Source organism: Streptomyces sp. NPDC003697 (genome assembly GCF_053587115.1).
This window is the reverse complement of record NZ_JBSFNN010000018.1, coordinates 97,451-103,572: the sequence shown is the minus strand read 5'-3', so window position 1 is coordinate 103,572 and position 6,122 is coordinate 97,451. Positions and strand designations below refer to the sequence as shown.

5 protein-coding genes are annotated in these 6,122 nt (G+C 71.4%); 4 read left to right on the top strand and 1 reads right to left on the bottom strand.

Features of this window, described 5'->3' with window-relative positions:
* The first annotated feature begins 139 nt into the window (after positions 1-139).
* Both pth and ACWDNY_RS10570 read left to right on the top strand, forming a co-directional pair.
* Positions 140-736 (top strand): aminoacyl-tRNA hydrolase, encoded by a 597-nt coding sequence (pth, locus tag ACWDNY_RS10575; protein ID WP_451645348.1) that lies wholly within the window; start codon positions 140-142, stop codon positions 734-736.
* A 41-nt stretch (positions 737-777) separates the two neighbouring features.
* On the top strand, positions 778-1,281 hold the full coding sequence (locus ACWDNY_RS10570; RefSeq protein WP_451645347.1) for a hypothetical protein: 504 nt from the start codon (positions 778-780) through the stop codon (positions 1,279-1,281).
* A 114-nt stretch (positions 1,282-1,395) separates the two neighbouring features.
* On the opposite strand, the gene ppc is transcribed toward ACWDNY_RS10570, so the two are convergent.
* Complete coding sequence (gene ppc, locus ACWDNY_RS10565; protein ID WP_451645346.1) at positions 1,396-4,125, bottom strand: phosphoenolpyruvate carboxylase; 2,730 nt, start codon at positions 4,123-4,125, stop codon at positions 1,396-1,398.
* A gap of 298 nt (positions 4,126-4,423) precedes the next feature.
* On the opposite strand from ppc, the gene ACWDNY_RS10560 reads away from it, so the two are divergent.
* Together ACWDNY_RS10560 and ACWDNY_RS10555 are read left to right on the top strand one after the other, a co-directional pair.
* A complete protein-coding gene (locus ACWDNY_RS10560) occupies positions 4,424-5,431 on the top strand; it encodes an acyl-CoA desaturase (protein WP_451645345.1) in 1,008 nt (335 codons plus the stop codon).
* Positions 5,428-6,102 (top strand): TetR family transcriptional regulator, encoded by a 675-nt coding sequence (locus tag ACWDNY_RS10555; protein WP_451645344.1) that lies wholly within the window; start codon positions 5,428-5,430, stop codon positions 6,100-6,102. The genes ACWDNY_RS10560 and ACWDNY_RS10555 overlap by 4 nt, the downstream gene beginning before the upstream one ends.
* Positions 6,103-6,122 lie beyond the last annotated feature (20 nt).

Here is a 6,122-nt window from a genome sequence, read left to right as displayed (position 1 = left end):
GCTGGAACCAGACCCGGTCCGCCGAGCTGCCCGCCGCGATCGCCTACTTCTCGCCCGAGTTCGGCATCACCGCCGCCCTGCCGCAGCCCGTGCTCGTGCACGGGAGGCGGCGGCCGGCGCGTATCAAGGAGAGACGGACGTGACCACCCCCGCCAACGCCCCCTGGCTGGTAGTCGGGCTGGGCAATCCCGGACCGGAGTACGCCATGAACCGGCACAACGTGGGGTTCATGGTGGCGGATCTGCTGGCCGAGCGGATGAGCGGACGGTTCAAGCGGGCCGGCAAGGCGCAGGCGCAGGTGCTGGAGGGCCGGATCGGGCCGCCGGGGGCGGGCAGCCGGCGGGTGGTGCTGGCGAAGCCGCTGTCGTACATGAACCTGTCGGGCGGCCCGGTGAACGCGCTGCGGGACTTCTACAAGGTGCCGGTGGCGAACATCGTGGCCGTGCACGACGAGCTGGACATCGACTACGGCACGCTGCGGCTGAAGCTGGGCGGCGGCGACAACGGGCACAACGGCCTGAAGTCGATGACGAAGGCGATGGGCGCGGACTACCACCGCGTGCGGTTCGGGATCGGGCGCCCGCCGGGCCGGATGCAGGTGGCGGACTTCGTGCTGAGGGACTTCTCCTCCGCGGAGCGCAAGGAACTGGACTACTTCGTGGACCGCGCGGCGGACGCGGTGGAGTGCCTGGTCACGGAGGGCCTTGAGCGGGCGCAAAGCGCGTACAACTCCTGACTTGTCCCCCGGGAAGTTGACCTGACGCAGAGGTGTGGCCAATGATCCCGGCCATGCCTGCCACAGCCACCCCTGCTCGCCGGGCCGCGTCCACCGTGCTGCGGTTCGGGCGGAACGCGGCGATGGCCACGGTCACGGCGCTGATCCTGATCGCCGGGGTGTGGGCGTCGTGGGGCACGGCGCAGCACGTGATGCTGGCCAAGGGCCGCGAGAGCGGCACGGTGCGGGTGACGTGGTGCGGTGAGGACACCTGCAGCGGCCCCTACGCACCGGTGTCGCAGGGGTCGACGGCGCGGGACCGGGTCGTGGTCGCCCACACGGCCGGGGTGCGCCTCGGGCGGACGTACCGCGTGATCGTGAAGCCGGGCACCGACGAGGTGGTGCGGTCGGGCCCCGCCGGGATCCTGTACGCGTGGGCCCCACTGGGCGGCGCGCTGCTGCTGGCGTCGGTGGTGGTCGCGGGCGGGCTGCGGCGGACGCGGGCGGCATGGGTGCTGGCGGGCGCGGGGGTGGCCCTGCTGACGGGCGCGTTCGTGACGTTGTGAGCCGCCCGCGGATCCCCGCGCGAGCGTGCCGATCCGCTCGCCTCCCTCGCACGGGGGTGCCCCCGGGCCCGTACGGAACCCGGGGGCACCCCCGTTCGTGCCGTCCGGCCGGGATCAGCCGGTGTTGCGCAGACCGGCTGCCACGCCGTTGACGGTGAGGAGCAGGGCGCGGGCGAGCAGCGGGTCGGGTTCCTCGCCGGCGGCTGCCGCGTCGCGCTGCCGCTTGAGCAGGGTGACCTGGAGGTAGGAGATCGGGTCGAGGTAGGCGTCGCGGATGGCGAAGGTCTGCCTGAGGACGGGCTGGGCGTCGAGGAGTTCCTTCTCGCCGGTGATACGCAGGACCTCGCGGACGGTCAGCTCGTGCTCGGCCCTGATGGTGTCGAACACGTGCTTGAGGTTGTCGGGGACGAGCGTGTCGACGTAGTGCTGCGCGATACGCAGGTCGGTCTTCGCGAGGGTCATCTCCACGTTGGAGACGAAGTTGCGGAAGAAGTGCCACTGCTCGTGCATCTCGTCGAGCACGGTGTCCAGGCCGGCCTCGCGCAGCGCCTTCAGGCCGCTGCCGACGCCGAACCAGCCGGGGACGATCTGCCGGGACTGGGTCCAGCCGAACACCCAGGGGATGGCGCGCAGGCCGTCCAGGCCCGCCCCGGAATCGGGGCGGCGCGAGGGGCGGGAGCCGAGGTGCAGGTCGGCGAGCTGGTCGACGGGGGTGGACGCGAAGAAGTAGCCGGGCAGGTCGGGGTCCTCGACGAGGCGCCGGTAGGCGGCGTGGGCGGCGTCGGAGACGACGTCCATGGCCGCGTCCCAGCGGGCGAGGGCCTCGGTGGACTGGCGGGGGGCGGTGTGCAGGGCGGACGCCTGCAGGGTGGCCGCCACGGTCAGTTCCAGGTTCTCCCGGGCGAGGGAGGGGATGAGGTACTTGTCGGAGATGACCTCGCCCTGCTCGGTCACCTTGATCTCACCGTCCAGGGTGCCCCAGGGCTGGGCGAGGATGGCGTCGTGGCTGGGGCCGCCGCCGCGGCCGACGGTGCCGCCGCGGCCGTGGAAGAGGCGCAGGCGGACGCCGTAGCGGTGGGCGACGTCGCGCAGGCGGCGCTGGGCGCGGTGGATCTCCCACTGGGAGGTGGTGATGCCGCCGAACTTGGAGGAGTCGGAGTAGCCGAGCATGACCTCCTGAACGTCGCCGCGCAGGGCGACCAGTCTCCGGTAGGAGGGGTCGGAGAGCATGTCCTCCAGGATCGTGTCGGCCGCCTTCAGCTCGTCGGTGGTCTCCAGCAGCGGCACGATGCCGATCTTCGCCCAGCCGGCGTGCAGGTCGATCAGGCCGGCCTCGCGGGCGAGCACGGCCGCGGCGAACACGTCGTCGGCGCCCTGGCACATCGAGATGATGTACGACTCGACGACCTCCGGCCCGAACACCTCCAGCGCCCGCCCGACCGTCTCGAACACGCCGAGCGTCTTGGCGCCGGCCGCGTCGACGGGGGCGGGGGTGGGGGCGAGCGGCCTCCTGGAGCGCAGCTCCTTGGCGAGCAGCTTGGCGCGGTACTCGCGGGGCATGTCGGCGTAGCGCCAGGACTCCTCGCCGAGCCGGTCGAAGAGCTGGCCGAGGGCGTGGTGGTGGGCGTCGGCGTGCTCGCGGACGTCCATGGTGGCCAGCTGGAGGCCGAAGGCGGCCAGGGTGCGGATGGTGCGGCCCAGGCGGCCGTCGGCGAACAGGCCGCCGCGGTGCGCGCGCAGGGAGTCCTGGATGATCCGCAGGTCGCGCAGCAGTTCGGAGGTGCCGAGGTAGTCGCGGCCGGGCTCGTGGGCGGTGCTGCGGGCCAGGCGCTGCTTGGTGTTCTCCAGCTTCTGCCGGATGCAGGTGGCCTTGAGCCGGTAGGGCTCCTCGGCGTTGAGCCGCTTGTAGCGCGGGCTGATCTCGGGCAGCCGTTCGAGGTCGGCCTGGAGGGACTGCAGGAGTTCGTCGGTGGCGCCGGTGTAGCGGATCGAGTTCGACAGGAAGCCGCGCAGCTCGTCGATCATGTCGAGGGCGTCGTTGATGCCGTGCTCGTGCTGGAGGATCAGCACGTCCCAGGTCACCTGCGGGGTGACGTTGGGGTTGCCGTCGCGGTCGCCGCCGATCCAGGTGCCGAAGGTGACGGGGCGGGTGTCGTCGGGCAGCCTGACGCCGACCCGCTCCAGTTCGGCGGTGAGGTCCTCCAGGACGTCGCCGACGGCGCCGGCGTGCAGCTCGTCGAGGTAGTAGATGGCGTTGCGGGCCTCGTCCGCCGGTTCCGGCCGGACGACGCGCAGCTCGTCGGTCTGCCAGACCAGGTCGATGTTCTCCGCCAGACGCGTGTCGTGGCGGCGGCGGTCGGAGTCGAGGACGGGGGTCTCCAGCAGCGCGGCGATGCGCCGGAGCTTGTTCAGAACCGACCGGCGCGCGGCCTCCGTGGGGTGGGCGGTGAACACCGGGCGGACGTTCAGGTGCTCGACCGTCTGCCGCAGGTGCTCGGGGTCGGCGTCCTTCAGGCGGTCGGCCGTGCGGGCGATCAGGCCGCCCTCGGCGGCCCGCCTGGCGCGCAGTTCGCGGCCGCGGTGGACCTGCTCGGTGACGTTGGCGAGGTGGAAGTAGGTGGAGAAGGCGCGGACCAGCTTGGCCGCGGTCTCCAGTTCGATGCCGCGCAGCAGCTCGGCGGCGGCCTCGCCGTTCTCGCGGGTCAGGTGGCGCACCCTCTCGACCAGGTCGAGGAGTTCGGGACCCTCCTGCCGGACGAGGGTCTCACCGAGGAGGTCACCCAGTCGGCGGATGTCGGCGCGCAGCTCGCTGCTGGTCGTCGTCTGGTCGTCGGCACTGCTCACAGGTGCGGCTCCTTGCAGTGTTGAAGCTCGTCTGGGAGGGAACCCGGGCAGCCGCACCCGCGCGGCGGTGCCGCTTCAGGAGGGGGGCAACCGGGAAGAAAACAGAGCGGACCGCGCTGTCCGACCGAGTCCAAGTCTAGGTGTCGACCCGGACTCGCTGGCTAGGGGCTCTTGCCGGGAGGCGACGCACTGACATACTTACGATGCCGTAGGTTACGGACCCGTAGGGAGCTGCCAGGCTGACGGGTTCCTCCACCTCCGGCACCTGCCGCATTCCTCGACCCCACAGGGGACGCCCATGACCACAAGCTCCGATGTGATCGCAGACGCCCCGGAGGCGACCGACCCCTCACTGCCCTCCGCGACGCTGGGCGGGGAGCAGAAGCGTTCGATCGAACAGCTCACGCTCCTGCTGTTCATCACCGTCCCGTTCCTCGCGCTGGTCGCGGCCGTGCCGCTGGCCTGGGGATGGGGGGTGAGCTGGCTGGACCTCGGCCTGCTGGTGTTCTTCTACTTCCTCGGCTGCCACGGCATCACCATCGGTTTCCACCGGCACTTCACGCACGGCTCCTTCAAGGCGAAGCGGCCCCTGAAGATCGCGCTCGCGATCATGGGGTCGATGGCGGTCGAGGGGCCCCTGGTCCGCTGGGTGGCCGACCACCGCAGGCACCACAAGTTCTCCGACCACGAGGGCGACCCCCACTCCCCGTGGCGCTACGGCGAGACGATCCCGGCGCTGATGAAGGGTCTGTGGTGGGCCCACCTCGGCTGGATGTTCGACGAGGAGCAGACCCCGCAGGACAAGTACGCGCCGGACCTGATCAAGGACCGGACGCTGCGCGCGGTCTCCCGCCAGTTCGTGCTGTGGACGATCGTGTCGCTCGGGCTGCCGCCGCTGATCGGGGGGCTGGTGACCATGTCGTGGTGGGGCGCGTTCACGGCGTTCTTCTGGGGCTCGCTGGTCCGGGTGGCCCTGCTGCACCACGTGACGTGGTCGATCAACTCCATCTGCCACGCGGTCGGCAAGCGCCCGTTCAAGTCGCGCGACCGCTCGGGCAACGTGTGGTGGCTGGCGATCCTGTCCTGCGGCGAGTCCTGGCACAACCTTCACCACGCCGACCCGACCTCCGCGCGGCACGGTGTGGAGCGCGGCCAGCTGGACTCCTCCGCCCGTCTGATCCGCTGGTTCGAGCAGCTGGGCTGGGCGTACGACGTGCGCTGGCCGTCACGCTCGCGCATCGATTCCCGCCGCAACGGCGGTGAAGGCGGCTCCCGGCGCCGGAGGGAAGCCGCGCAGGCGGCATGATGGTCGCCGTGGCGACCGACTCGAGCACCCCCAGCAACGACAAGCCCCGGCGCGCGCGCCGCACCCGCATGACCGGTGCCGAGCGCCGCCAGCAGCTGCTGGAGATCGGCCGCACCCTGTTCGCGACCAAGGGTTTCGAGGGCACGTCGGTGGAGGAGATCGCGGCCAAGGCCGGCGTCTCCAAACCGGTGGTCTACGAGCACTTCGGCGGCAAGGAGGGCCTGTACGCGGTCGTCGTGGACCGTGAGATGCGGCGCCTGCTGGACATGGTGACCGGCTCACTGACCGCGGGGCACCCGCGGGAGCTGTGCGAGCAGGCCGCGTTCGCGCTGCTGGACTACATCGAGGAGTACACGGACGGCTTCCGCATCCTCGTCCGCGACTCCCCCATCCCCCAGTCGACGGGCACCTTCGCCTCCCTCATCTCCGACATCGCCACCCAGGTCGAGGACATCCTGGGCCGCGAGTTCAAGAACCGCGGCTTTGACCCGAAGCTGGCCCCGCTGTACGCGCAGGCCCTGGTGGGCATGGTCGCGCTGACCGGCCAGTGGTGGCTGGACGTGCGCCGCCCGAAGAAGGCGGAGGTGGCCGCGCACCTGGTGAACCTGGCGTGGCACGGCCTGGACGGCCTGGAGCAGAAACCGCGGCTGATCGGCCACCGCAAGAGCTGACCGGGCGGGGGCGCCGGCGC

Coding starts and splice junctions, on each gene's coding strand:
- ACWDNY_RS10555 (WP_451645344.1), top strand. CDS start 5,428: ATGATGGTCGCCGTGGCGACCGACTCGAGCACCCCCAGCAACGACAAG.
- ACWDNY_RS10560 (WP_451645345.1), top strand. CDS start 4,424: ATGACCACAAGCTCCGATGTGATCGCAGACGCCCCGGAGGCGACCGAC.
- ACWDNY_RS10570 (WP_451645347.1), top strand. CDS start 778: ATGATCCCGGCCATGCCTGCCACAGCCACCCCTGCTCGCCGGGCCGCG.